Source organism: Sphingopyxis sp. CR5 (assembly GCF_059693785.1).
Genome location: NZ_JCATIE010000001.1, coordinates 590,395 through 614,607, shown reverse-complemented (window position 1 = coordinate 614,607; position 24,213 = coordinate 590,395). Strand labels below are relative to the sequence as shown.

General features: G+C 59.2%; 24 protein-coding genes. 14 read left to right on the top strand and 10 right to left on the bottom strand.

Annotated features, from left to right (window positions below; genetic code table 11):
* The first annotated feature begins 317 nt into the window (after window positions 1-317).
* The 8 genes from AC58D2_RS02920 (at window position 318) to AC58D2_RS02885 (ending at window position 7,379) form a co-directional block, all read left to right on the top strand.
* Window positions 318-752, top strand: a complete 435-nt coding sequence (locus AC58D2_RS02920; RefSeq protein ID WP_103022911.1) for a periplasmic heavy metal sensor — start codon at window positions 318-320, stop codon at window positions 750-752.
* 6 nt (window positions 753-758) lie between these two features.
* Window positions 759-1,319: an RNA polymerase sigma factor gene (locus AC58D2_RS02915; RefSeq protein ID WP_047822753.1), complete on the top strand. Its 561-nt coding sequence runs from the start codon at window positions 759-761 to the stop codon at window positions 1,317-1,319.
* A gap of 56 nt (window positions 1,320-1,375) precedes the next feature.
* Window positions 1,376-3,190, top strand: a complete 1,815-nt coding sequence (locus AC58D2_RS02910) for a copper resistance system multicopper oxidase (protein WP_046904108.1) — start codon at window positions 1,376-1,378, stop codon at window positions 3,188-3,190.
* The gene (locus AC58D2_RS02905) at window positions 3,190-4,305 is read left to right on the top strand and encodes a copper resistance protein B (protein WP_120108463.1); all 1,116 of its coding nucleotides are present in this window, start codon (window positions 3,190-3,192) and stop codon (window positions 4,303-4,305) included. Before AC58D2_RS02910 ends, AC58D2_RS02905 begins: the two co-directional genes overlap by 1 nt.
* A 21-nt stretch (window positions 4,306-4,326) precedes the next feature.
* Complete coding sequence (locus AC58D2_RS02900) at window positions 4,327-4,848, top strand: YybH family protein (RefSeq protein WP_240623733.1); 522 nt, start codon at window positions 4,327-4,329, stop codon at window positions 4,846-4,848.
* A 23-nt stretch (window positions 4,849-4,871) separates the two neighbouring features.
* Complete coding sequence (locus AC58D2_RS02895; protein WP_120108460.1) at window positions 4,872-5,606, top strand: PepSY domain-containing protein; 735 nt, start codon at window positions 4,872-4,874, stop codon at window positions 5,604-5,606.
* 195 nt (window positions 5,607-5,801) lie between these two features.
* Window positions 5,802-6,050, top strand: a complete 249-nt coding sequence (locus AC58D2_RS02890) for a helix-turn-helix domain-containing protein (protein WP_046904105.1) — start codon at window positions 5,802-5,804, stop codon at window positions 6,048-6,050.
* Window positions 6,051-7,379 (top strand): type II toxin-antitoxin system HipA family toxin, encoded by a 1,329-nt coding sequence (locus AC58D2_RS02885; RefSeq protein WP_046904104.1) that lies wholly within the window; start codon window positions 6,051-6,053, stop codon window positions 7,377-7,379.
* An 80-nt stretch (window positions 7,380-7,459) separates the two neighbouring features.
* Here AC58D2_RS02885 and AC58D2_RS02880 read toward each other — a convergent pair whose 3' ends face one another.
* The 7 genes from AC58D2_RS02880 to AC58D2_RS02850 all read right to left on the bottom strand — a co-directional run bounded on the left by AC58D2_RS02880 (window position 7,460) and on the right by AC58D2_RS02850 (window position 14,044).
* Window positions 7,460-8,368: an EamA family transporter gene (locus AC58D2_RS02880; protein ID WP_494227685.1), complete on the bottom strand. Its 909-nt coding sequence runs from the start codon at window positions 8,366-8,368 to the stop codon at window positions 7,460-7,462.
* Between the two features lie 640 nt (window positions 8,369-9,008).
* Window positions 9,009-9,230, bottom strand: coding sequence for a hypothetical protein (locus AC58D2_RS02875; RefSeq protein WP_120108455.1), 222 nt, complete (start codon window positions 9,228-9,230; stop codon window positions 9,009-9,011).
* Window positions 9,231-10,030: 800 nt separating this feature from the next.
* Window positions 10,031-10,429 (bottom strand): single-stranded DNA-binding protein, encoded by a 399-nt coding sequence (locus tag AC58D2_RS02870; RefSeq protein ID WP_120108453.1) that lies wholly within the window; start codon window positions 10,427-10,429, stop codon window positions 10,031-10,033.
* 244 nt (window positions 10,430-10,673) lie between these two features.
* Complete coding sequence (locus AC58D2_RS02865) at window positions 10,674-11,216, bottom strand: hypothetical protein (protein WP_120108451.1); 543 nt, start codon at window positions 11,214-11,216, stop codon at window positions 10,674-10,676.
* Window positions 11,203-11,901: a matrixin family metalloprotease gene (locus tag AC58D2_RS02860; RefSeq protein WP_120108449.1), complete on the bottom strand. Its 699-nt coding sequence runs from the start codon at window positions 11,899-11,901 to the stop codon at window positions 11,203-11,205. The genes AC58D2_RS02865 and AC58D2_RS02860 overlap by 14 nt, the downstream gene beginning before the upstream one ends.
* A 15-nt stretch (window positions 11,902-11,916) precedes the next feature.
* A complete protein-coding gene (locus AC58D2_RS02855; protein ID WP_494227261.1) occupies window positions 11,917-12,741 on the bottom strand; it encodes a hypothetical protein in 825 nt (274 codons plus the stop codon).
* Window positions 12,742-13,414: 673 nt separating this feature from the next.
* Window positions 13,415-14,044 carry a sigma-70 family RNA polymerase sigma factor gene (locus AC58D2_RS02850; RefSeq protein WP_494227877.1) on the bottom strand — a complete coding sequence of 210 codons (630 nt, stop codon included), beginning with the start codon at window positions 14,042-14,044 and terminating at the stop codon, window positions 13,415-13,417.
* An 88-nt stretch (window positions 14,045-14,132) separates the two neighbouring features.
* On the opposite strand from AC58D2_RS02850, the gene ppk2 reads away from it, so the two are divergent.
* Entirely contained in the window at window positions 14,133-14,957 is an 825-nt protein-coding gene (gene ppk2 / locus AC58D2_RS02845) for a polyphosphate kinase 2 (RefSeq protein ID WP_497387131.1), read from the top strand.
* 109 nt (window positions 14,958-15,066) lie between these two features.
* Here ppk2 and AC58D2_RS02840 read toward each other — a convergent pair whose 3' ends face one another.
* Together AC58D2_RS02840 and AC58D2_RS02835 are read right to left on the bottom strand one after the other, a co-directional pair.
* Complete coding sequence (locus AC58D2_RS02840) at window positions 15,067-16,608, bottom strand: aldehyde dehydrogenase family protein (RefSeq protein ID WP_497387129.1); 1,542 nt, start codon at window positions 16,606-16,608, stop codon at window positions 15,067-15,069.
* A complete protein-coding gene (locus AC58D2_RS02835; protein WP_497387127.1) occupies window positions 16,605-18,245 on the bottom strand; it encodes an acetolactate synthase large subunit in 1,641 nt (546 codons plus the stop codon). Before AC58D2_RS02835 ends, AC58D2_RS02840 begins: the two co-directional genes overlap by 4 nt.
* A 500-nt stretch (window positions 18,246-18,745) precedes the next feature.
* On the opposite strand from AC58D2_RS02835, the gene lspA reads away from it, so the two are divergent.
* Window positions 18,746-19,237 carry a signal peptidase II gene (gene lspA / locus AC58D2_RS02830; protein ID WP_494227174.1) on the top strand — a complete coding sequence of 164 codons (492 nt, stop codon included), beginning with the start codon at window positions 18,746-18,748 and terminating at the stop codon, window positions 19,235-19,237.
* Window positions 19,238-19,263: 26 nt separating this feature from the next.
* On the opposite strand, the gene AC58D2_RS02825 is transcribed toward lspA, so the two are convergent.
* On the bottom strand, window positions 19,264-19,659 hold the full coding sequence (locus AC58D2_RS02825; RefSeq protein ID WP_010412699.1) for a MerR family transcriptional regulator: 396 nt from the start codon (window positions 19,657-19,659) through the stop codon (window positions 19,264-19,266).
* Window positions 19,660-19,797: 138 nt separating this feature from the next.
* On the opposite strand from AC58D2_RS02825, the gene AC58D2_RS02820 reads away from it, so the two are divergent.
* The 4 genes from AC58D2_RS02820 to AC58D2_RS02805 all read left to right on the top strand — a co-directional run bounded on the left by AC58D2_RS02820 (window position 19,798) and on the right by AC58D2_RS02805 (window position 24,201).
* Complete coding sequence (locus AC58D2_RS02820) at window positions 19,798-20,439, top strand: cation efflux transmembrane domain-containing protein (RefSeq protein ID WP_494227173.1); 642 nt, start codon at window positions 19,798-19,800, stop codon at window positions 20,437-20,439.
* Window positions 20,436-22,367, top strand: a complete 1,932-nt coding sequence (locus AC58D2_RS02815; RefSeq protein WP_494227172.1) for an FTR1 family protein — start codon at window positions 20,436-20,438, stop codon at window positions 22,365-22,367. The genes AC58D2_RS02820 and AC58D2_RS02815 overlap by 4 nt, the downstream gene beginning before the upstream one ends.
* 171 nt (window positions 22,368-22,538) lie before the next feature.
* Window positions 22,539-22,871 carry a hypothetical protein gene (locus AC58D2_RS02810; protein ID WP_494227171.1) on the top strand — a complete coding sequence of 111 codons (333 nt, stop codon included), beginning with the start codon at window positions 22,539-22,541 and terminating at the stop codon, window positions 22,869-22,871.
* A 64-nt stretch (window positions 22,872-22,935) separates the two neighbouring features.
* Window positions 22,936-24,201, top strand: a complete 1,266-nt coding sequence (locus tag AC58D2_RS02805; protein WP_494227170.1) for a TolC family protein — start codon at window positions 22,936-22,938, stop codon at window positions 24,199-24,201.
* Window positions 24,202-24,213 lie beyond the last annotated feature (12 nt).

The window sequence follows — 24,213 nt, the reverse complement described above, 5'->3', positions numbered from 1 at the left end:
CGAAAGACACTCGAACATCGGCGCTTGCAACACCGCAGGCTCGCCGCCTAACATCAAACCTCAGACGAGGCCCGCACTCCGCAAACCTACGCCGCGAGTTGTGCCAAATGTTCTGACGACGGACACTTGGCGAGGTTGCCGATCGCCGCCGGCGTGCCGCGCTCTTTTGCAGCCTGTTCGTCATCGGCCTTGGAGCAGGCTTCGGCACGACCATCATGCCCTACAATCAGGGCTCAACTGCGAGTTCCGCCTATAATGATTTTGCGTCGAACGAGCACCTTTCTCCCGCCGCTCTCCTGCATGTCGGGAGCTAGACTTTGACGAACGGACGCCTCCTGCTTGCCGTTCTTCTTGCCGGGCTCGCGGGATGTTTGGGGGCGATCGCGGCTGATCGCTGGCTCAGCCACGAAGACAATGGCAGCCTGCACCAGTTCGTGCACGAGGAACTGGTTTTGACCGAAGACCAGAACGCGCGCCTCGAGACCCTGGAAGCCCGCTTCGCCGTCGAGCGTGCTGAACTTGAGTCATCGCTGCGCGCGGCAAATGCGAGGCTCGCTCAGGCGATGGCCGACGAGCACGAATATGGCCCCGAAGTGAGCGCGGCGATTGACGATGTGCATGGACGGATGGGCGAATTGCAGAAAGCCACGGTCCAACACGTCTTCGACATGCGCGAGATACTCGAGCCCGAGCAGCAGCGCCTGTTCGATCGGAAGGTCTCCGAGGCGCTCACCAGCAATTCGCGTAATTAGGCTTCCGTGACGCAGGCGCAAAGCCGGTCCGAGACCGCCCTGGTCGAAGATGCCCGCAGGGGCAGCAAGGCAGCATATGGGACGCTGGTCGAACCCCATATAGCGCGGCTTATTGCTTTGGCGACACGCATGCTTGCGTCTCCGCATCAGGCCGAAGACGCTGTTCAGGACGGGCTTGCTTCGGTCTGGGTCGCCCGGCACCGCCTCGACCCGGACCGTCCTGTTGGCCCTTTTTTGACGACAGTCGTGCTCAACAAATGCCGCGACAGGCTGCGCAAACGCAAAACGGCGCGCTTTTTCGGATTGGGCGCGGAATCTGAAACACTGGCGATTGTTGACGACAGCCCCGATCCGCAAGAGATCGCGATGCAGCGCCAGGAATTGCGAATGCTCCTGGAGCAAATCGAGCGTCTTCCGATCCGTCTTCGCGAAGCGCTCATATTGGTCAGTATCGACGGACGCAGCCAGGCGGAAGCCGCCGAACTTCTCGGCGTGTCGGAAAAGGCAATCGAGACCCGCATCTATCGTGCCCGGCAAAAATTGCGCGACCGCCTGGAAAATTTTTGAGGGGTAGAACCGGGCCCTTCGTAGTTGAGGGTGTATCGTTCATACAGGAGCTTTCGATGGTCGCGATCAATCGCCGTAAATTTCTGGGGTCTAGCGCAAGCGGGGTCGGAATGCTTGGCCTTGCCGGTGCAATGCCCGCGTGGGCACGCGGAGGTCTCGATGGCACGATCGCGCGCCGCGGGAGCGACGTTCTGTCCGGCGAACATCTTACAATGAGCGTCGCCGACACGACCTTCACCACTGGCTCGCGCCGCGGGCCGGGTGTTGCCGTGAATGGCACCATCCCAGGACCCTTGGTGCGCCTCAAGGAAGGCCAGAACCTGACGGTCGATCTCCTCAATCGGAGTTCGCATGGCACTTCCATTCACTGGCACGGATTGCTCGTACCCTTCCTTATGGACGGTGTACCCGGGGTGAGCATGGCGGCTGTTGAGCCGGGCGATACCTATCGTTACCAGTTTCCCATCCGCCAGTCGGGCACCTATTGGTGGCACGCGCATACGCTGCAGGAGCCGCTTGGCCATTACGGCCCCCTGATCGTCGACCCGATCGAGCCCGAACCATATGAATACGACCGCGACTATGTTGTCATGCTGTCCGACTGGTCGACCATGAGTCCCTATTCGATCATGAAGAAACTCAAGGTCGCCGAGGGCTACTTCAACTATGGCAAAACCACCTGGACCGACGACTACGACATGAGCGGCGAAGAGCGCCGAATGTGGGCGCGCATGCGGATGATGCCGACCGACATCTCCGACGTGAGCGGCGCGACCTACACCTTCCTCATCAATGGTCACGGGCCGGAAGACGATCTCGAATACCTTTTCCAGCCGGGAGAGAGGGTCCGCCTGCGCTTTATCAACGGCGCCGCGATGACCTATTTCAATATCCGCATCCCTGGCCTGCCGATGACCGTGGTTCAGGCCGATGGCCAAAACGTACAGCCGGTCGAGACCGACGAGTTCCAGATCGGTGTTGCTGAAACCTACGACGTGATCATCGAGCCGCGCGGCGAGGCTTATTCGCTCGTCGCCGAGGCCATTGATCGCTCGGGCATGGGCGTGGCGACCCTTGCCAGTCGCCCCGGCGCCCGGGCCAGCGTCCCGCCCCTGCGCAAACCGCCGCTTCTCACCATGACCGATATGGGCATGGCCGGGCACGGCGATAGCGCAGGCGCTGCTGGAGACGGGCATGCGGGTCACGGTGCCGCGGCGAGCATGGATCAAAGCGCGGGTGGCATGGCCGGAATGGATCATGGCTCCAGCGGTGGATCCGAGATGGCTGGGATGGCCGGCATGTCGGGTATGAACATGCGCGATACATCACTGCTTCCACCCAATGTGAAAGTTGGTCCAGGGATCGACTCGGTTGCCATGAATCCTATCGACCGGATGGGTTTTCCTGGCCTCGGGCTCGACGATGTGAGCCACCGCGTGCTCAACTACAACCAGCTTATCGCCGCCAAGCCCAATACCGACAACCGGCGTCCGAGCCGGCTCAAGACGATCCATCTAACCGGCAATATGGAGCGGTATATGTGGTCGTTCGACGGGAAGAAGTTCGACGAGATCACCGAGCCGATTCAATTTGCCTATAACGAGCGCGTGCGCGTCAAGCTCATCAACAACACCATGATGGCGCATCCGATCCATTTGCACGGACACTTCTTCGAACTCGTGAACGGGGCTCCGGCCGACCGTCAACCGCTCAAACATACGCTGACGGTCCAGCCCGGCGGCAGCGCGCAATTCGACCTGACCGCCAATGAACGGGGCGACTGGGCGTTCCACTGTCATCTCTTTTACCACATGCATAACGGAATGTTTCAGGTGGTGACGGTCCGACCGCTCGAGGGAGGAGAAGGCTGATGAAGCGCGCGACCATGATGATCGCCCTCCCCCTGCTGGCACTTCCGAGCGCAGTCTGGGCACAGCAGCATGATCACGGCACGCAGGCTGCCGAACCGCAGAGCCAGGCCGGGCAAGCTGCTCAAGACGACGAGGCTGCGAGCGAGGCGCACGATCACCATGCGCCGGATCAACCTCAGATGGATCACTCCCGGACGCAGCATCCTCAGGAGGAGGTTGAGAACCCGGAGGTTATGGATCATTCGAACATGGATCATGGGGCAGCCCAGCATGGCGCGATGCCCATGACCGGCAAGGAGGATGAGGGCGGCATGTCGCAAATGGATCATTCCGCGATGGGCCATGGAGCATCCGCCGACCATATGGCGATCCCGGAAGGCCCTCCCCCGCCTGAAGCGCTACAGGGCCCCGCCTTTGCCGCCGATGCCTTTGTCGGCGCAGAGGAAATGGCTGCGTCTCGGGCGGCCGTCACCAAGGAAGTGAGCGGAACGCCGGTATTCTGGTTTCAGGGCGACCGGCTCGAATACCGCCTGCGCGAGGGCGACGACGGCTATTTGTGGGACGTCCAGGGTTATTATGGCGGTGACTACAACAAGTTCTGGTTCAAATCCGAAGGCGAAGGCAGCTTCGGCGAGACCATTGAAAGCGCCGAAGTGCAGGCGCTTTGGAGCCGTGCCATTGCGCCTTTCTTCGATTTTCAGGCGGGCGTGCGGCAGGATTTTACCGGGCCTGAACGCACCCATGCGGTTGTGGGCATCCAAGGGCTCGTTCCCTATGAGTTCGAGGTCGATGCAGCAGCATTTCTGTCGAACAAGGGCGATCTTACCGCACGAATTGAAGGTGAAATCGATCAGTTCATCACACAGCGTCTGATCGTGCAGCCGCGCGCCGAAATCGCGCTGTCAGCACAGGACATTCCCGAACTCGGGATCGGCTCGGGGATCGATACGATCGAGGTCGGCATTCGCCTGCGCTACGAATTCGCGCGCGAATTCGCGCCCTATATCGGCATCGACCAGGAATGGAAGATCGGCAACAGCCGCGATTTCGCAAGGGCCGCCGGCGAGGACCCCAGCGTAACGAACTACGTCGTCGGCGTGCGGTTCTGGTTTTAGGTCAAGGGAGAAGAAATTGACATGATGAACACTCTATTGCGAGCGCCGCTTGTCGCGCTAGCCATTGCCGCGGTGCCAGTGCCAGCGGCGGCGCAGGACATGGACCATTCCCGACATGGGACACATCATTCCGAGAAGACAGCTTCGGCCAGCGAAGATGTGTCAGGAGCTGAAGATATTCTCAAGGCTTATCGCGCCGCATTGATGTCGCGCGATGCCGCAGGCATGTCGGCCCTGTTCGCGGAAACTTCCGCGATCTTCGAGAACGGCAAGGCCGAGGGGAGTTTCGCCAATTACATGGACCACCATCTCGGTCCGGAGCTCGACGCGATCACAAGCTTTACTTTCACCGATCCGACGCTGTCCGTGACCCGTAACGGCCATATGGCCTATGGCTACGAAACGTATGGCTACCGGATCGAGCTCGAGGACGGGCGCGTGATCGAGCGTGACGGGGTCGCGACCTCGGTCCTTTCGCACGATGAATCGGGCTGGAAGATCGTGCAGTACCACTCCTCCTCGCGCGCGCCGCGGCGGCCCTGACCCGCTACGGAGCGGCAAGACAGTTGGCTTCGCGGTCGCTCAAACTGCGCTTGCATGTCTTTGGCAGCAAGCTCCACAAGTGGTTGGCGCTCCTGATCGGGGTGCAAGTTCTGCTGTGGATGGGCACCGGTGCCTTGATGTCCTTTCTCGATCTCGAGGAGGTACGCTCGGAGCATGTCGTATCCCGGTCTGCGCAAATATTGCCGGCCGGGGCCGAGTTACCCGAATGGCTGGAGAGACAAGACGACGTGACTGCAGTCACGACCCGTGCTCTCGAAAGCAAGGTGGTGACCGAAGTGCGGCGAGCGGATGGCGGCGTCACGCTACATGATCCGCGTAGCGGACGCTTGCTGTCCCCAATTTCGGCCGCGACAGCGCGCGCGATCGCTCGCCGCGCCTGGATTGGCCCGGAAACCTCGGTCAACGCCGCGCGGCTTGTCGAACGCGACGTCGGGACCGAATTCAGGGGGCCCTTCCCGGCCTGGCAGATCACCTATGACGATCGCGACGCGACACGCGTCTATATCGGTGCCTCGAGCGGAACGATCCTGTCAGCGCGAAGCGATACCTGGCGGCTCTTCGATTTCATCTGGGGCCTTCACATCATGGACTGGACCCAGCGCGACCGCATCAACAGCTGGTGGCTTCTCCTGTTTGGTATCGCAGGGACGTTCATTGCCCTTTCGGGATTTGTTCTGCTGGCCAACAGGCTACCAAGGATCAGATGGCTGAGTTGGAAACGAAAGTCCGGTTCCTGACTCGCCGACACGGGTCGGATCATCCTGTTCAAGACGCCTCTCTCCTACGCGAGGTTCGCCTGGCCGGCACCATTGATGGATCTCTCGTGGCGATCGGATGCAGCATACCCCCCAAGGAATAAGGGTGATTTATTCACCAAAAGGTATATTGCCATTTTATACCCTTGGCGGTATAGTGGAGTGTGGAGGTATGCTATGCGCCAGATCGTCAGGCTTCCCAGTCAACTCGGAGCCGTGATCCAGACCCATCGCCTCGGCAAGGGCCTGACCCAAACCGAGCTCGCCAGACTCGCCGGGACGCAGCAGAAAACCATCTCGGCCATAGAGAACGGAAGCGAAGGAACAAAGCTCGACACGCTCATCAGTGTCATCGCAGTCCTCGGCCTCGATCTTCAGATCGTGCCGCGTCAGCAGGACGGCGCCTCGATTGAGGACGTCTTCTAAATGGCGCGCAAAAAGACCCATGCGCCCCTCGATGTACTTATCAACGGCAGGCAGGTCGGCCGCCTCGAAAAGGCGGCGAGCGGTGCAATCAGTTTCCGGTATTCCGAAGAGTGGCTGGCCTGGGAGCACCGCTTCGCAGCGTCGCTCTCGCTGCCTCTGACCCCGGCGGCCTATCGTGGCGCTCCGGTCATCGCCGTGTTCGACAATCTTCTCCCGGACAGGGATGCAGTACGCCGCCGCGTAGCCGAGCGCATGGGCGCTCAGGGCACCGACTTCTACAGCCTACTCGAAGCCATCGGACGCGACTGCGTCGGTGCCATGCAGTTCCTGCCCGAAGGCGCAGATCAGGCGCAGAGTACCGACATCGAAAGCGAACCGGTCAGCGACACCGAAGTCGAGGCCCTTCTCGCCGATCTCGCACGGGCTCCACTTGGCGTCGATCGGGAACAGGAATTCAGGATCTCGGTTGCCGGCGCGCAGGAGAAGACGGCCCTGCTTCGAATCGATGGGAAATGGCACCGACCGGCCGGTGTGACCCCGACAACTCACATCCTGAAGCCGCAACTTGGACAGATACCCAGCGCCGACGGGATGATCGACATGTCGAACAGCGTCGACAACGAGCACTATTGCATGACGCTGATGAAAGCGTTCGGCCTGTCGGTCGCAGCGACAGAGATCGCGACCGTCGGCCAGCGCCGAGTTCTCGTCGTCGAACGGTTCGACAGGCACTGGCGCAACGCCAAGCAAATCCTGCGTCTGCCGCAAGAGGACTGCTGCCAAGCACTCGGCTATCCGCCCACGCACAAATATCAGAGCGATGGCGGCCCGAACATGAAGGATATCTTCGGCCTGTTGCGCGGTGCTGACGATCCGCAAGCCGACGCAGCCGCCTTTTTCAAGAGCCAGATCCTCTTCTGGCTCATTGGTGCAACGGACGGGCACGCCAAGAATTTCAGTATCTTCCTGAAGCCCGGCGGACGCTACAGCCTGACCCCCTTCTACGATGTGCTCTCGGCCCAACCGGCCGTCGACTCCGACCAGATTGCGCAGAACAGGTTCCGGCTCGCGATGTCCGCAGGCACCAACCGTCACTACCGGCTGAACGAGGTGACCGGTCGGCATTTTGTCCAGTCGGGCAAGTCAGCGGGGCTTGGCAAAGGCCTCATGCGTGCAGCCATCAACGAACTGATGGACCGCGCACGTGATGCGCCGACGGTAGCGCGCGAAGCGATGCCGGTGGACTTCGCCGAACCTGTTCATGACTGCATAGCTGCGGCCCTGGCGACGCGTTTGCCCAGGCTTTCGAGCGCGCTTGAGGAGTTTTAGCTTTAGCATCCGCCAACGAAGTCATCGCCCGCCCTTTGCTGCAGCCCATCGCCACCTGATTTTTTCACGAAGAGCATCCCTTATGCGCGCCCGTCCCTCGCTCCTTTCGCTTTCGGCTGAACGTCACTCGATGACTTTATGGTCGTCAGCCATACGCCCGCGGTTGCAATTGCTGTGCCCATGATGATCAGGGGTGTAAGCCTTTCACCGAAGAAGGCAGCGCCGATCGTTAGACCGAAAACGGGCACCAGGAAGCTGAATACATTAGCCTTCGAGAGTTCGATTTTGCCGAGCGTATATTGCCACAGCCAGAATGCGAGGGCTGTACCTGGGATCGCCAACCCAAGCAGGCTCGCGATGAAAACCGGCGACCAGTCGATTTGGCCCTGATCTTCGGTAAGCAAAGCCAGAAACGCGAGCGGGACAGCGCCGATGAGGAGTTGAAGGCCCATGGCGATCGCTGCGTCGGCGCGCCCCGAGAGCTTCTTGATGGCGATGTTGCCCACGGCAACGCCGAAGGCCGCAAGCAGCACATATGCAAAGCCGGTTGAGAGCGCCAGCGGACCTTGGAGAATTCGTGGGCCAGCAATAATGAGGATTCCCGCAAAGCCGAGCCATAACCCGATCCAGCCTTTGGAGGACAGGCGCTCGCGGAGAAACAGAAAGGCGAGACCTGCCGCGATGAGGGGTTGGCCGTTGGCGATGACGGTTGCAAGGCCGGGCGAAACGAACTCTGCAGCGTGGAACATCCCGTAGTAACCCAGCCCCGTCATGCCGAGACCGGCAAGGATGATCCATCCCCAGATGCTTCCATCGCGCGGAAAGGGCTTTCTTAGAATGATACCGACCGCCAGTAACGTGGTGCCTGCAAGAACCGCGCGCAGCACGGCGAAGGTGAGATGGGGCGCGCTGTCGAGACCGACCGTTATGAGCGGATAGCAGGACGCCCAAAGAAGCAACACTAAGATTGCGGAAAGACGCGCTGGCATAGTAGGTTAAGCGATAGCCCTCCATCCCGGTGCCCACAATGGTGGGATGCGCAGGTCCAGCGACGGGATACTCCTGCGCCTTGGCTACCACATGATTGCTCGCCCCTTCGGACTAGCGATGCTTCTGTTACTTCGCGCTTTTTTGCCATCCTATGCAGCTACCGCTGCGTACGGTGTGCCTGTCAAGTTCCCATGTGCGCGGTCGTCTCCAGTAGCCCGTGAGTTCCGTTCAATAATTTGAATTTGTTCTCTTATTTTCGGAGCGGTAGCGGATGGGCCTTTCGAGGACAACGCGAGATTCAGGGCGAAAATCGGCTCCGGGATACCAACTGGCCTTAGTGGACCAAGGATTGGCCGCGCCTGAGCACCCCGCGCGACTTCCATAAGCCGCTCGATTTGCGTCGGAAATTGTATCGACCAGTACCCATCTGAAGCGCTAGCCTTTCGCCAGGACACGGGCAAAAAAGCTCGAACTGCCAAGCTGGCTGAGCCCGTGGTGGGGATCAGATAGCCATCGCCGCCCCACACGTTGATCTGCCAGCGCACAAGGCATTCAATCAGTAGACATGCACCCTTCCTAGGACCTGCGAGCAAGAAAAAAGGGCAGGAGCCGCCGCCGGCCCCCGCCCTTTGCGTGAAGTCAGAACTCGTCGAGCATCGCCCCATGAACGGTGTGCACGACGCGCGCAGCCAAGTGCGCGGGAAGAGCGTTGTAGTCGCCCTCATCCAGCGCAAAGTATCCCAATTCGCGATCCTCGACGATGTGCTGATCGAAGAAGCTGTGCAGTGCCCGACACTCTGCAACGGCCAGCGCGGCAAAGTACCTGTCCGAGGTCAAATGAAGCTGAGCGATTGAAGCCATGATATCCTCCTGAAGTCTGCCGTTGACGGCAGGAGCAGGACGGATGGGCGTGTGGTCGGCGAGTCAGGGATCGCCCTGGGAGGGCGACCGCGAAGCGGCGGTAGGGGAAACGATTTTGTCGGAGCGTAGCGAAGCGAAGGAGAGACAAAATGGTGGGACCCTGCCGTCCTTGACGCGTCGGCCGCACGCCCATCACCATGGAAGAACGTGAGCCAGGCCCCCCTCCCTCCGGTACCGACCTAGATCGCTGCTGATACCTTCTGCGCGACCTCTGCGAGCGTGGCCTGGAGGCGGTTGATCTCTGACAGACTCGTTCCGCTGGGCACGTATCGTGTGATTAAGAATTCGCGTGATCTCGCCATGGCGTGGAGGTGTTCTCGCGTACGCTTTCTCAGCGACAGGCCGAACTCGCAGGCAAGGTCAGCCCGTGCCGCTAGGTTGTGCTGGAGCCCCCGGACCTGCCCTGCGGCATGGCCCGAGTGGAGAAGGAACGCGTTCAGATAGAGTTCGACCGCATGGATCGCGACCATACGAAACGGCGCCCGCGACCGTGGTTCCCTTGGTCGCCCGTTCCGTAAGAGAAGAGATGCCGACAATCTGTACTCATCGGCAACAGCGACCACTTCGACCGCGGTTGCGGTTTCGCCCGGATAACAGGTGTGGGTCTGATCGTTCATGGCGCAACGAATATCAGCAACCTGGGAAAGGAATTCTAAAAGGCTTCGGTCATTCCCGACCCAAAGAAGGAGCCCTGCCGCGCTTGCGGCAGAGCCCCTTCGTCGATCGCCGGTTGATCGATGTCAGTCGATCTCGGGCGCGTCGCGGTTGTCTCCGTCGCCATCCCTGGCGTTGCCGCGCGAGAGGAAGTCGACCTTGTCTGCGAGGATCTCGCAGCCGTAGCGCTTGACGCCTTCTTGGTCTTCCCACTGGGTGTAGTGGAGCCGGCCCTGGACTGAGACGAGCTGGCCCTTGGTGCAGAACTGCCCGACGGTCTTGGAGAGGCCGTTGAAGCAGGTCACCCGGTGGAATTCGCTGTCCTTGGCGGTGTAGCCGTTGTCATCCTTGTAGGTCTTGCCGTCCTTGTCGCGCGCGGGGCGGTCGGTGACGACGGTGATGCCGGTGACGGAGGTTCCGCCCTTGGTCTCGCGGGATTCGGGATCGCGGTCGAGACGGCCGGTCAGGATTACGAGATTGGTCATGTGACTGGTCCTTCGGTGTGCCAAACCGGAAACCATTTCCGGCTTGCGAACATCCAGAAGAAGCAGGGCATGGGAGGATTGCACCGCAGGGCGCGCCCGCGCCCAAGGGAAACGCTTTTGCAAGGGGTGGTGCGGGCAGGCAGCGCAGCTGCCAACACGGCCCGAAGCAAAGGCGTTGCCGGCCTCAGCTAACCTGTATTGGTCAATCGGCCGAGAATAGATAACCGCTAGGGCAACATGAGCCCTATCGCTTAACGGTGAATTGAAAACGCTTCGCTTGGTCAATGCAGGGCGTAGTGCTCACGCAATACGCATCAACAAATATCACATTACTGGCGTTCAATCTTCCCAAAGCCAGCATATGCGCACTGTACGATTGCGTACCGGATGAGTGACCAATCTCTTGAGCACTTCTTGGTTTAATAAGCTCGCGAATGTAATAAATCATCTCTCCGATAGGCTCAACTTGGCGTAGAGCCTGACATTTCTCCCCATCCCGACAAGAGATATCTCCACTTTCGTTGCCAACCCCGACGCGAATAAATGCATCGTTGGTGACCGCCTGTAACCCACGCAGGCTATGTCCACCCCCTTCCTCAATTACTGCGCTTCTAGGTAGAGCAAAATTTAAGCTAGTCCTGTCTTCCAGCTCAATCGTCGCCAAACGGGCATCAGCCAATCCACTGGAGGCGGATGCAACTTGACGGTTGTAGCTACAACCCACCAGAGCGAGCAACATGAATGCCATTGCGGCGGCTCCGGCGATCCTGAGTTTACCTTCGGCCATACAGGTACTCCGCACTTTCGCGATCTGGAGTAGACAGTACCGTTGGCCGAGGACCATCAATTGACCAGCCGTACATAACATCGGATATGGTTTGCGACGTGAGCTTGTGACCTAATCCGACTGCATGCCCCAGCTCATGGGCGACCAATCCTCGAAAATCCTTCATGTTATTAGGTGTGCTCCCACTACCACAATAGGCACTGGTGAGCGTTCCAGGCGCGATCTGAATATCACCATCTTTCAAGTTGTATCGGCCCGCAGCTGAATTATAGGTACCCCAATCAAACTGCGTGGACGCCGCGGCATAGCTGAGCGTTTCACCGACGTTGATGTCTACGGTATCGATGCGGTTCGCGCTTGTTGGAGCCAGATACTCACCCTGCTTCACGCGAGATTCGGTAGTGGTGTATCCTCCCCATACAAACGAAAAACGAAATGTCGAAGAGTTCCATGTATTCAATGCTGCATAAGCGGGACTTTGACACGCGCTTGGAACGCTATCATTGATGGTAAACCGCAATGAGGATGCATCTTGTCGTCCCCAAGTCCATTGGTTTGCAACATCCGGACAATTTTTGTTTGTTGAACTGTACTTGCAGTTATTTGCTTCTACCTCGGACGGCCAAAACGCCGCAGTTCCGACAATGACGCTAGCGGTTAATGCCAAAGATGGGAATATTCGCATGTTCTCTACCTTCAGCTAAATAGCAGATACTGCTTTCGTCGGGACCGGTTGGCCCTCCCCAACGCTAAGCAATCGGTCACCTTCAACCCTGTAGGGTTGAAAAACTTCACCAAAGACCTGACCGGACCTCTGTGGGCGCCTTCCAGCACGCCGAGCAGAGACGTAGTCGTACCTCGCCTGAGACAAAAACAAGAGATATTGCCCTTCGGGATTAGCTGGGCTCGCGCCTGGCGGGGAGTTAGAATACTGCCGGATCGTCACTGTCTGGCCAGGTTGAAGATTGCCCTTCGCAACTTTATCGACGGTGAAGGTTACGGTGAGATTCATACCATCATCCGCATCCTGTGCTGCTGAAATGCTCTCAATAGTCGCCACAACGACGTCTTTGGACAGGGCGAGGTAATCGTCGAAAGTAGGATTTCCCGACACGACGTTCTGGGCGGAAAGGATGGTCGATGTCGCGTCCCCTTGGCTCTTCGGGAGATCCCCCGGTCTGTAGCCGATCGAGAGCAAGAGTTGAGCGATTTCGTCGATAAAGAGATCGGGAATTTCCGCGCTGCGGGTTGCCGTAAGATTGTTCTGAACCAGTTTTCGGGCAGAATTGCGAACCTGAGCCCGCAACGCTTGTTGTTGCGGAGCAATCCCTAGTGTTGCGAACGCCTTCGATCTTTCTTCTTGGATGTCCTCCCAGGTTGCAACGTACGTGTCGGAGCCCGACACGCCGGGGTCTGGAGGAGGTGGAACCTCACTTTGCTGCGCTTTCGAAGCAACCCCAATGGAAGCAATGGCGAACGCGAATACGAAGCTTGCTCTGGCAAGGCGCGCGGCGGAGAATTGCATACATAGTCTCCTCATAGAGAAGACAAATCAGCAATGCAGGTTCAGTTCCTTCAAGTTGCGGGAAAGGCTACCACATGCGAAAGCTTCATGGCCAACCAAAGTAGCGAAACGCCCAGAGCCCGAGGCCGCCGTGGCAGGTGGTGGAGCAGCACTTTTAGTCACATATGGCGACAATCCAAGGCTCATCAAAGCGGGCGCTGATTGAGGCTGTGCTGATGCTGGCGAACTACTTTGAAAATTCTCATCCTGCAAAAAGCTGCCGTTCTAGCTCGGAACCAACAGCATCCACCGCTGTGATGATATGGGCATCATCAAGGTGCGCATAGCGGGCGGTCGTGTCGATAGCCTTGCCAGCCCCGCCTCAAGCTCGTCGGTCCGGCCAGACGAGCTGAGATTGTAGCGATTGAAGGCAAGAGCCAAGCCAATGACGAACGCCCCCACGGACCGGCCACGATGCAAGCCAGAGACGCGCTCCTCCGGCCCGGAAGAGCGAGCGATCGACGAAGCCCTGAACGAATCGTTTCCCGCGAGCGACCCACCGTCCTGGACCTTGGGCGTCGACAGCGATCCACGCCAAAACGATAAAGCTACACGACCATGCAGCCAAGGAGACGCGCGGCCGAAGGAGGGAGACTAGCATCGCCCAGATAGTGCGGCCCCCAACAGTCCGCGCCTACGGCGCGGGTGCTTGCTCCTTCTCATGCTGGCATTCGCAATCGAGAAAACCGTGAATGACACAAGTGCGGCACATCTGGAGCAGACGCGTGCGAAGCGCGGCGCGCGCACGATGAAGACGTACATTGATATTGTTGACACTTGTATCGAGTGCGTCGGCAATGCTTTCGCGCGGTTCCTCAAGCAAATCAGCGCGCCAGATGACTTCGGAATAATCCGGCCTGAGCGTTGGCAGGAGTCGATAGAGACAGTTGCAGACGGCAGCTTCTATCTCTTCGTCCGACACGATTTCCGCCTCGGCAAGTTCGGCAAGTTCCTGAGGATCAATGGCGGTTTCGTGTTTACGTCCGCGCGCAGCCTGTCGGTAAAAGTCGGCAATGGTCGTCGCCAGCACTCGGGAGAGCCATCCCTTGACCGAACCCACATCCCGCAGGTCCCCAGCCCGCTCGATCGCACGAAGCATGAAACGCTGGAGAACTTCCTCCGCCTCCTGACGCCCCCGCATGCGGCCGATAAGGAAACGCAGCATATCTTCGTGGCTATCCACCAGGGCCCGGCGCACTGCTTCATCCATCGGTCGCAACGCCTCCTCGGACCCGTCAGCTTTATCGGCTTTATTTTCGATCATGGAAAACCCCGAAGCGCCAGTGCCCCAATACCGGAGAAGGGCCCGTCCCTTCCTGTAAAACGGTCGCAGGCGGTAGTATCGTTACGACATGTTCGGGGCTCGTCCCCTCATCGCAGCTAAAGAGCCGGAGAGCAACATGTCGAGTTCGCAAAAGAAGAAAATATCCAAGAGCGAATACAAGCAACAATTGCGCGCGCTGCAGATCGAACTGGTCAAGATACAACGCCAGGTCATCGCCCATGGCGAGCGTGTTCTGATCATCTTCGAAGGGAGAGATGCGGCCGGAAAGGACGGTGTGATCAAGCGTGTGCGCGAACATATGAGTCCGCGCGAGACTCGCGTCGTGGCGCTGGGCAAACCCTCAGATCGTGACACGCGAAGTTGGTATTTTCGCCGCTACAGCGAACAGCTGCCCGCCGATGAGGAGATCGCTCTGTTCAATCGCTCTTGGTACAACCGGGCGGGGGTCGAACGGGTGATGGGATTTGCCGACAAGGAGGAAGTTGCCGACTTCTTCTCTAACGTCGCGCAATTCGAAGAAATGCTGGCACGCGACGGGACTACGCTTCTCAAATACTACCTCGACATCGATAGAAAAGAGCAAGCCAAGCGCCTCAAAGCGCGGCGCACTGATCCGCTCAAGCAGTGGAAGATCAGCCCCATCGATGCAGCGGCGCTTGAGAAGTGGAATGATTATTCCAAAGCCCGGGACGAAATGCTGACACGCACAGATTTTGCCTATGCTCCGTGGATTGCAGTGCGCGCCAACGACAAACGCGCCGCACGCCTCAACATCATCCGACACATGCTGCAATCTATCGCATGTCCGGCGGTCGATCGACGCCTCGCGCGTCCCGACCCTTCGGTCATCCTCCCGGTTGCCGAAGTCGGGATTGGTCGCTTGGCCCCGTGAAACTGTCTAACCCGTTCGGCGGCGGAACAACCAGGTCGCCGCCAGCAGGCTCGCGGCAGCGATAAGCGCCATGGGCCAGATGTGGGAGAAATAGAGCCAAAGGGGCGCTTCACGAAGATACACCGCTTTGCTGATGACTATGAAGTGGGTGATCGGCGTGGCGGCGGCAAGGCCCTGCAACCAGTCGGGCATGTTTTCTACCGGCGTGGCATAGCCCGAAATGAGCACAGCCGGGACCATATACATGAACAGCCCGATATGATGCCGCCGCAGGCCAGTTCCAGACGGCCATTTTTTCAAGGCTCATATCCGCCATAGTATAGGCGATCCCGCCGACGCCAAGCCCGGAGCGGCGCAGACCTGCAAAAGGCATCCAGTCGACGCGGAATGCCGTATGGTCGTTCACCATCACAGCCGATCCCGCGAGAGACTGTATGCAATGATTGGCGATTGACAGCCGATCGGTGAATATAGCGGCCTGAAAGGCGTAAGGCAGGGCATTGGCCTGCTCGATAGCCAGGTCGATATCGTCATAGCCATACACGCAGATCACGGGGCCGAAGATTTCTTCCTGGGATACCTTGGCACTTTCGGGAGGATCGACAATGACGGTCGGGGAGAAAAGAGTGTCACTCAGACGGCTTCCCCCGCAGACCAGGGTGCCGCCTGCTGCAATGGCTTCATCGACCCAGCGTTCGACGCGGTCGACTTCCTCCGTTCGGATCAGGGGTCCGCATTGGGTTTCGGCATCGGCGGGATCGCCCACGACCAGCTTTTCGGCAGCTCGCCCCAGGTCATTGGCGAAGTCTTTCAATTCTGCAGCAGGGACGAATACGCGCTGCACGGAAACGCAGACCTGACCCGAATGATAGAACCCGCCTTTGAGCAACGAGGCGATCACTGCTGCGCGCTCCACGCCGCTGTCCACGATTACCGGCGCCGCGCCGCCGTGCTCGAGAGCAATGCGGGTTCCGGGCGCCAGCTTCGAGCGAAGCATCCAGCCGATTTTCGCAGAACCGATGAATGAGAAGAACGCCGTGCGCGGATCGGTTACCATCCTTTCGGCGACATCGTCGCTGCACGGAGCGAACCGGCACCAGGCCTCGGGCAGGCCGACTTCATGGAGAATGTTCACGAAGCTCTGGCATGACAGAGGCGTTTCCAGCGCAGGCTTGATGAGAACGGGGCACCCGGCTGCTACCGCCGGTCCAACCTGATGGACGATCAGGTTGAGGGGGTGATTGAATGCCGAGATCGCCACGACAGGACCGATCGGCTCGCGGAAGGTATATGCCGTCCTTCCCGCACCCGCTTCTGTCAGGTCCATGGGGATCTCGTGACCGCCGCCATCGCTGAGCGCCTGAACGCACAAGTCGACGCTGTTGATCGCGCGACCGGCTTCCACGCGCGCATCGACCAGGGGTTTGCCGCCCTCCCTGACGATCTGGAGAGCCAGATCCTCGGCTCGTTCGCGCATGATATCCGCTGCCCGCCGGAGGATAGCAATACGCTCGTGCACGGCAAGCCAGCCACGGCGGTCGCGGTGGAGCAACTGCGCTTCACTCAGCCATTCATCGATTTGAGCCCAGTCGACAAGCGCCACTTCTGCAACCGGCTCGCGGTCGAACGGATTGTGAACGATCGTCTTCATAGCTCGCACACCTTTGCGCCGAGTTCGTCGATCAGCACCTTCTTGTTTTCGGAGTAGTCGACGGGCAGATCGACAAGGTGCACGCCGCCCGCCTCGAATGCGGCGTTCAGGACCGCCACAAGATCTGCGCTCCGCTCCACCCGGTGACCGGTCGCTCCATAGCTTTTTGCGTAGGTGACGAAGTCGGGATTGGAAAAGGTCAGGCCGTAGTCCGGAAAGCCAAGCTGGTCCTGCTTCCAGCGGATCATCCCGTATGCTGCATCATTCAGAACGAGAACGACAAGGTTCAGTCCAAGCCTGACGGCCGTTTCCAGTTCCTGCGAGTTCATCATGAACCCGCCATCGCCGCATACCGCGAGCACTCTGCGCCCCGGCGCCAGCATCGCAGCCATCATGGCGGATGGAAGGCCAGCACCCATCGTCGCCAATGCATTGTCGAGCAGGATGGTACCCGGTTCATTCGCAATGTAGTTTCTGGCGAACCAGATCTTGTAGATACCGTTGTCGAGCGCGACGATATCATCGCGCGCCATTACGCTGCGTACGTCGGCAACCACGCGCTGGGGGACCATCGGAAAACGTTCGTCGTCGCTGGTCTCGGAAATGTGCGAAGCAATCTCGTGATGCAGGGCGGTATAATAGCTGCGGTCGCACTGCAGCTTGCCATCCAGACGGTTTCCCAGCCGCTCGACCGATCCGGCGATGTCGCCGATGACCTCGAGCTGCGGGAAGTAGACCTGATCGACTTCAGCCGCCTTGTAATTGATATGGATGACGGTCTGCCCGCCCGGCTCCATGAAGAAGGGCGGCTTCTCCACCACGTCGTGACCGATATTGACGATCAGATCGGCCTTCTCGATCGCGCAGTGAACATAATCGCCCGACGATAGCGCCGCGGTGCCCAGATAGAGCTCGCTGTCTTCATCGACCACGCCCTTGCCCATCTGGGTGTCGAAGAAGGGAAAGCGGGTATCGGACACGAATTTGCGCAACGCCTTTGAAGCGCGGCGGCGGTTCGCACCGGCACCGATCAGGAGCAATGGCCGCTCAGCCGCGATGATCCGCTCGGCCGCTTCGTCGAGCGCCGCATCTCCGGCGACCGCATAACGCCTGTCATGCGGCGGTATGACCGGTTCGATCGTTTCCTCTTCAGCGATATCTTCCGGAAGCTCGAGCAGTACAGCGCCCGGTCTTTCTTCCTGAGCAAGTCGGAAACCTTCGCGAACGAGCGAGGGGATGCGATTGCCGTTCACGATCTGGGTCGAAGCCTTGCATAGCGGGGTGAACAGGGAAACGACGTCGACAATCTGGAACTGGGCCTGCTTCGATGTCTTTATCGGTTTCTGCCCGGTGATGATGACGAGCGGAAAGGCCCCGAGCGCGGCATAGGCCGCCGGAGTTGTCAGGTTCGTCGCACCAGGCCCGAGAGTTGCGAGGCAAACCCCCGCCTTGCCGGTCAGACGACCATAGGTCGCCGCCATGAAGCCTGCTCCTTGCTCATGGCGCGTCAATACCAATTCGATTGAGGACGTGCGCAGGGATTCCAGCAGGTCGAGGTTTTCTTCGCCGGGAACGGCAAAGATGTATTCCACCTTTTCAGCCTCTAATGCAGCGATAAACAAGTCAGAGGCTTTCATTTTCGATATTCCCTTTTCAGAAGCATGAATGCCCTACGGCAATGCTTTCTCACTACAACCGCAAAGAGAGTCACAGACGCAAGGAGCCCCGCCTCATTCGCATCATGCCGTTCAGCGAATATTCTGAAATGCGCGTAGCCGCAAAAAGTATCCTAAAAACATAACCTTTGTATTTGGCAAAAAGGTAGGGACTGCGTTTCTTGACATTCCCACCGCCGCAGTATGAGTCCGCGATCCACCTCGTGTGCCCCCACGCGAAACCGGTGCAATTTGCGACATCGGCGAAAATGTTTTGCTTGCCCATCAAGACATGGCGGAGAAAGATATTTTCCCGCGCTGGAATCACGTGCCGATGACATTCGGATGCCTGAATGGCTGGGCCAGTGATCGGCGGTACAGTTGACCTCTCTGCATTGACATGATCGACGAGTACCGGGCCCAGGCCTAATTTCTATCGTCCAGACTATCAGAGATATCTGCCGATCATCCAAGGAACCAATATGTACCGAAGTCTTGGTCTTTCGATCGCCGTTGCAGTCTTCGCGAGCGATCTCATTTCAAAATGGCTTATTGTGAATGTGGTCATGGACCCTGCCCGCGTGATAGATGTTTTTCCATTCTTCAATCTGGTGCTCGGATATAATCGCGGTGTTACATTCGGCCTTCTGAGTTCCGGTAATCCAATCGCGCCCTATTTGCTGTCCGGGTTCGCGCTTCTTGTCGTGGGCGTTCTGGCCAGATGGCTCTGGCGCAGTACTGTACGCCTCGAATCCGCCGCGATAGGTTCGATCATTGGCGGTGCATTGGGTAACGTTGCCGACCGACTGGCGGACGGAGCGGTCACCGATTTTCTCGACTTCTATGTCGGCGGCTATCACTGGCCGGCGTTCAATCTCGCAGATGTCGGAATAGTCCTTGGAGTGGCATTGCTTCTCGTTACCTGGTGGTCCGGAGAAACGCAGCGCGACGATGGCACCGCGCCGAAAGTGTAGATTCTGCGCTTTTGCCAAGGCAATCTTTAGGCGGATTTTCTAGCAAGCCCGCCGATGATGCCGCAGTCGGTGGCAGTGCCCCCATCGCAGGCCCGTGCCAGGCCGATCAGTTCCTGTCTCATCGCCTGCAGCTGTTCGATCTGCTCTTCCACCCGGCGCAAATGATTTCGTGCCAAAGTCGCAGCGTCCTTGCAATCCCGGTTTGGTGCGTCCGACACTTCGAGCAGCGAGCGAACTTCGGACACCGAAAAGCCCAAACCCCGAGCCCGCCGGATGAATGCGAGCCGTTCGACATCGGCGTCTGCGTAAATCCTTCGTCCCGACTGGGAGCGCGGAGCGGGCTTCAGAAGACCGATCTCTTCATAATAGCGAACGGTGTTGACTTTGGTCCCGGTCGCGCGGGCAATTTTTCCTATCTGCATTCTTTAATCCTCGATGATGGCCATCGCAGGGTGTGTGTCTCCGCGACGCAATCGCACATCCGCCGTCAGACTTTCTGCGAAAGGTTCGCAGAAAGTCCTTGATCCTCCAGTAACTGGAGATTGTAAAGCTCAAAAATCATGAGTTTAGATGATTCGGAAGACTGTGGTTGCACCGGCGACCCCGAGAGGGCGGTTGACGATCCGCAATACCGCCGCGCGCTTTGTATCGTGATTATCCTCAATGTCGGTTTCGGCATGATCGAGCTGGCCGCCGGGTTTTTAGCCGCGAGCCAGGCGCTCAAAGCCGACGCGCTGGATTTCCTTGGCGATGGCTCGATCACCTTCATCGGACTGCTTGCGCTCGGATGGACGGCATCGACGCGTGCTCGGGTGGCGCTCGCGCAAGGTTTGTTTCTGGCGGCGCTTGGTGTGAGTGTGATCGGCGCGGCGATCTGGCGCATGTTCGATATGGTGCAGCCGGAAGCCGGCATCATGGGCTGGGTGGGTTTTGTCGCCCTGCTTATCAACCTTGCTGCCGTTTTTGTGCTCGCTCGCTTTCGCAAAGGAGGCGATGCTCAAGCGCGCGCGATATGGCTATTTTCACGCAACGATGCCCTGGCCAATGTCGCGGTCATCGTCGCAGCCGGTTTGGTTTATTGGTTGGGAAGCGCATGGCCTGATATCATCGTGGCCGCTGCGATTGCGTTTTTGTTCCTCCATTCGGCTCTCGAAATTATCCGCCATGCGCGCAGCGATATGAAAACGCAGCAGATTGCATGATGAAATATTTGGCGCGCCTGTCCGGCATTTGCCTGGCCCTTCTGTTGTCGTTCGGCAGCGCGCAAGCGTTGGCGGCAGAACCCAACACGATCTGGCGCCTGCTCGATTACATGGCGGTAGATTATGCAGCTGCCGTCGAGGACGGCGAAGTCGTCAACGAACTCGAATATGAGGAAATGGTCGAATTCGCCGGTTCGGTACGATCGGGTATTGCGGAATTGCCTGAACGCCCCGGTCGCGTTCGGCTAGAGGCAAACGCGAAGCAACTTGAAGCCGATATCCTCTCGATGGCCCCCGTTGATCAAGTTGCCACGGCAGCCAGAAAGCTCGCTGCGGATCTCCTAGCCATCTATCCGATCACGCTCTCGCCTTCGAGGGCGCCCGATCTTGAGCGCGGAAGACTGCTGTACCAGGAGAATTGTGCCAGTTGCCACGGGGTGTCAGGAAACGGTCGCGGGCCGGCGTCTGCGGGCCTTGATCCGCCGCCGATCGCATTTACCGACGTCGATCGCGCGCGCCAGCGCAGCATCATGGGTCTCTATCAGGTTATCGACCAAGGGCTAGATGGCACCGCCATGCCCGGTTTCTCGCAGCTCTCCTCCGACGATCGTTGGGCCCTGGCCTTCTACTCGGGATCCGTCGCCTTTGAGGCGGTCGACGAAGGGGCGCGTCTATGGAAGTCAGATTCCGAACTACGCAAACGCTTTCCCGATCTTGCCGCTCTCACGAACATCACGCCGGACGAACTGGCAGGAGAGATCGGGCAAGAGCGCGCGGACGCGCTCATGGCCTATCTTCGGGCCAACCCGTCGGCGATCGCCGAAGGTGCGGGGCCTCTTGGCATCACACGTACCCGGCTCGCAGAAGCTGAACGCGCCCACGCGAACGGGAATATTTCCCGGGCCAAGGAGCTCGCACTGTCGGCATATTTGGATGGGTTCGAACCCGTCGAACCGATATTGGCGACACGCAATCCGGATCTTCTGGTGCGTATCGAGAGCGCGATGATGGACCTGCGTGCAGCCATCGACGCAGATCTGCCGACCTCTGCGATAAGCGAACGGATCCGGGCCATCGAGGGTTTGCTCGTACAGGCTGAAAATGTCGTTGCGCCGGAATCTGCGACGGGCTGGTCAACCTTCGTGGCATCTTTCGCGATCCTCCTCCGCGAGGGTCTGGAGGCATTGCTGATCGTGATCGCCATGATCGCTTTCGTGAGGAAGGCGGGACAGGAACGGGCATTGCGATTTGTTCATGGCGGGTGGACCGGTGCGCTGGTAGCAGGCGCGCTTACCTGGTTTGCGGCGACCTATCTTCTCGACATCAGCGGTGCCGGCCGGGAATCGATCGAGGCATTCGGTTCGCTGATTGCAGCGCTGGTCCTCCTGTCGGTTGGCGTCTGGATGCACGGAAAATCACAGGCAGACAATTGGCAGCGCTATATCCGCGACAAGCTTGGCAAGGCGCTTTCGCGCGGATCGCTCTGGTTCCTGTTCGGGATCGTATTCCTTGTCGTCTATAGAGAGGTCTTCGAAACCATCCTCTTTTACGCTGCGCTGTCCGCTCAGGGAAGTACGGGCTATCTGCTGGCGGGCGCTGCCACGGCCGGTTTGCTCCTTGTCGTCATCGCCTGGCTGCTGCTGCGCTACAGCCGGACGCTGCCGATCGGAAAGTTCTTTGCCTACAGTTCGGTGCTCATCGCCCTGCTTGCGATTGTCCTGATTGGCAAAGGGATCGCGGGCTTGCAGGAAGCGGGTGTGATCGGAATTGCACCGATAGCCGGCGGTCCGCGACTAAGTATACTTGGAGTTTATCCGACGTTCCAAGTGATTGGCGCTCAACTTGCAATGGCATCCGCACTTTTACTTGGTTTCTGGATTAATCACACCCGAGCATCAAACAATGACCGGTCACGCGATGCAGTGTGATAATATATCTTTCTATTACGGCGTTTGTGTCGACCCAGGTCGGTACATGCATAGCGCATTTGTTCGTTCTTATGAATTGAGCTGCGCGACGGCTTCGGCATCCGAAGAGAATATCGACTTGTGCCATGTGATTGGTCCTGCTAGCGGGGCCAAATTGTCATGACCCTCCGTATGCCCCTTCTTGCCTTGAAGCCGTTTTTCGCCATGCTGATTCTCTTCGGCCTGGTGTTCAGCGTAAGCGTGGACGCGGCGGTATGCGGGCCTGAAATTGGCGAACTTACAAGTGCCGAAGCTGCAAGTAGCGAGACCGGCAAGGATCTGCCGGACAGCCCGGTCGGGCAGCACGGCATTTGTGCACACGGGCATAATCATCTGTCGTCTCAGGTGGCCGAATCCTCGGACGCCACAATCGGTGGTCTTTACACTTCGGTTCACCATTTATACGAGCCTGTCGGCTTGACTTCGATCCAGCTCGGGATTTCAAAGCCCCCTCCTCGAGTCTGACGTCCATTCAAAGCGTCGCCAACCCGACGCAATTTCGGCACGTCAGTAGAGGAATATCCAATCCATGTTTGCCATTGTTTGGCGAGGTGCCCTGATTACAGGGCTGTCGCTTGTCGCCACCGCCACGTCCGTAGCGGCTCAGGAGAACGACCTTCTCACCCTTGAAGAGGCGCTCGCTCGTTCGGGCGTGGTGGCTGCTTCGGACGCAGACATCCAAGGTCCCGTCCTCAATCCCCGCATCGCGGGGCCGCTCGCTGACACCGAAACGGCGCGTGCGCTTGTCGGTCAGGCTCGGCTTCGACCCAACCCCGAGGTTTCCTTCGAAGCGGAAAACGTCGCGGGAACGGGCGCTTTTTCCGGCCTTCGCGCCACCGAGTACACTCTTGCGGTCGGGCAGCGCCTCGAACTCGGGGGAAAGCGCGGTGCCCGCGTCCGCGCCGCCGAAGCCGAGGCGCGAGTCGTTTCTCTCCAAGGCGATCTCGCGCTTGCCGAACTCGGTTTCTCCGTGCGCGAACGCTTTGTCAATGCCGCCGCCGCGGCGGCCCGAGTCGAACTTGCGCAAGATATCGTGGCCCGCAACCGCGAGCTGGCGCGCATCGCCAACCTCCTGGTTGAAGTCGGTCGCGAGCCTCCATTGCGTGCTCTGCGCGCGGAGTCCGCGCTTGCCGAGGCTGAAGCTGAACTGCAGGCAGCCGAAGCGGAGAGCATTGCGGCGCGCGCGGCCTTGGGATCGCTCTGGAGCAGTTCCGAGAGCCTCCCGGCGGTTCCTGCCGAGATTCCGCATATCGAACCTCCCGCATCGCTTCTTGCGAGTGCGGACACCCTCCGCTTGCAGGTTGCGCGGGCAGAATCTGATGCGGCGGAGGCTGCGATCGCGCGCGAGCGTTCGCTGCGGGTGCCTGACCCGGTGATTTCAGCGGGTGTGCGCCGGTTCGCGGAAAGCAACGACAACGCTTTTCTGGTCGGCGTGTCGATCCCGCTACCATTTCGCGACCGCAACCAGGGCAACATTGCCGCCGCCCAGGCGCGACTACGCTCAGCCACTGCCCGCGAAGCCGTGGTCAGGGCTGATTTCCGTCAAGAAGTCGAGCAAGCGCGCGCGCAGTTTCTCGCGGCTGAAGCGCGCGTCGACACCCTGTCCAGCACGTCGCTTCCACAGGCCGAGGAAGCTCTCCGTCTCGTCCGCATCGGTTATCGGGCGGGGCGCTTCCCTCTGATTGAAGTTCTGAGCGCCGGCGAAGCGCGCGACGCTATCCGCAACGCGCTGATCGACGCGCAGGAGACTCGCGGTCAAGCCGCGGCGCGTCTCATCCGCCTTTCCGCGCAATAGGAGTTTCAGATA